2 protein-coding genes and 1 pseudogene are annotated in these 1,575 nt (G+C 63.6%); 2 read left to right on the top strand and 1 reads right to left on the bottom strand.

Going from position 1 to position 1,575, the window contains the following annotated elements:
* The coding region (locus AHiyo1_RS07175; RefSeq protein ID WP_113990615.1) for an MFS transporter at positions 1-473 on the bottom strand (473 nt) is incomplete at its 3' end.
* A 115-nt stretch (positions 474-588) separates the two neighbouring features.
* Here AHiyo1_RS07175 and AHiyo1_RS07170 point away from each other — a divergent pair.
* Entirely contained in the window at positions 589-1,137 is a 549-nt protein-coding gene (locus AHiyo1_RS07170; RefSeq protein ID WP_059388091.1) for a TetR/AcrR family transcriptional regulator, read from the top strand.
* Between the two features lie 235 nt (positions 1,138-1,372).
* A pseudogene (locus AHiyo1_RS25450) lies at positions 1,373-1,575 on the top strand (hypothetical protein); the annotation flags it as partial.

Here is a 1,575-nt window from a genome sequence, read left to right as displayed (position 1 = left end):
GAGGCAATGGCGGAGAACAGGGCGAGCGCCCGGTTCCGCGCGCCGTCGTCCTTTGCGCTAGTGGTGATGAGCGCCAGAACGCTCGGGGCGGCGAATGCGGCGCCGAGGCCCTGGAGCGCGCGTGCGATAACAAGGAGGAGGGGCGAGGTGGCGAGGCCACCAAGCAGGGAGAAGAGCGTGAAGGCTGCGACGCCCACCAGGAAGGTGCGACGGCGGCCCATCACGTCTCCGATCCGTCCGCCGAGCAGCAGGAGGCCGCCGAAAGCGACGGCGTAGCCGTTCAGGACCCAGCTGAGCTCGGCCCGGTCGAAGTGGAGGTCGGTGGCGATGTGGGGGAGCGCGACGTTAACGACGGTCGCGTCGAGGACAAGCATGAGTTGGGCCAGCATGACCAGCCAGAGGCCAATGCTGCCGGCGCGACGGCCGGATGTAACGATCCCGGCTGGGGCGCGTGTGGCGATTGTGGGTGTCATGGGAGGTGTCCTGTTCTAGCCGAGGGGGCTGACGTACACTAAGAGGAGAGTTGCTCCGTTTAGAACTATACGGAGACACTCTCCGTTTTTCAAGGGTGAATCGAAAGGTGTTTCTGTGCGCGCTGACGCTCAACGCAACCGCGACCGGATCGTGGAGGTTGCGCGTGCACTCTTCCGCGTCAAAGGCTTCGAAGCCGTTTCGATGGACGAAGTAGCCAAGGCGGCCGAGGTGGGACCCGGCACGCTCTACCGGCACTTCCCCACCAAGGAGTCGTTGTACGACGCGGTCCTCGAGGCGTGGGCCGAGAAGGTCCGCACCGCCGTCGACCGGGCACTGTCCCTCGACGCCCCCGCACGGGAACGGTTGTTGAGCTGGCTAACCGACTATGCGTCGATGCTGACAGAACACAAAGGCGCCGCCGCGCGGATCACCGCAGCGCTGGGCGACCCCGGATCCCCGTTTGCCGCGAAGTGCCAGACCTACCTCGGCGCCAATCAGCGCGTGATCGAAGCGTTGGACTCGGCCTTGCGCCCCGGAGTCGATGCGATGCAGATCAGCAGGCTCGTCGGCGGCGTGGCCGCGGTAGTGGATAACAGCGAACTTCCCGCCGATGCGGCAGCATCAATGCTGGCGGTAGTCGCAGATGGACTCGTCGCTTCCTGACCGAGGTCTGGCGCAGAGCTGAGTACTCCGGCGTCTGAGCTGTACTCCAAGTGCACCACGCCACTTACTCGCAAATTCGTTAACCAAGTCCAGTAGAGATCACTCAAGGCTGCCCAGAAGCCCGTCCGTAGGATCCGTAGTGAGCCGAAGATGGCTCACTGCCATTGCTTTTGGGATGCAATGTGCGGCAGTACCAACCCCGGCAGGGCCCTGAACCATGCCAAGGACGCACATCATGAAAACTGCAAAAATCATGGCCGTTGCTTGCCTCTTGTTAGCTACGACCGCCACACCATTATCCGCCGCTAATGCCGCTCCCATGGAAGTTTCTGGGATCTCCTTGGGTAGCGACATTTCCTGGCCCCAATGTGGTGGCGGACTTCCTTCCGGCCAGGCGTTCGGAATTGTCGGCGTGAACGGCGGCCGTCCGGGCACCGC

It is taken from the genome of Arthrobacter sp. Hiyo1, from assembly GCF_001263615.2.
Lineage (GTDB): Bacteria > Actinomycetota > Actinomycetes > Actinomycetales > Micrococcaceae > Arthrobacter.
This window is presented reverse-complemented; position numbering and strand designations above follow the sequence as displayed.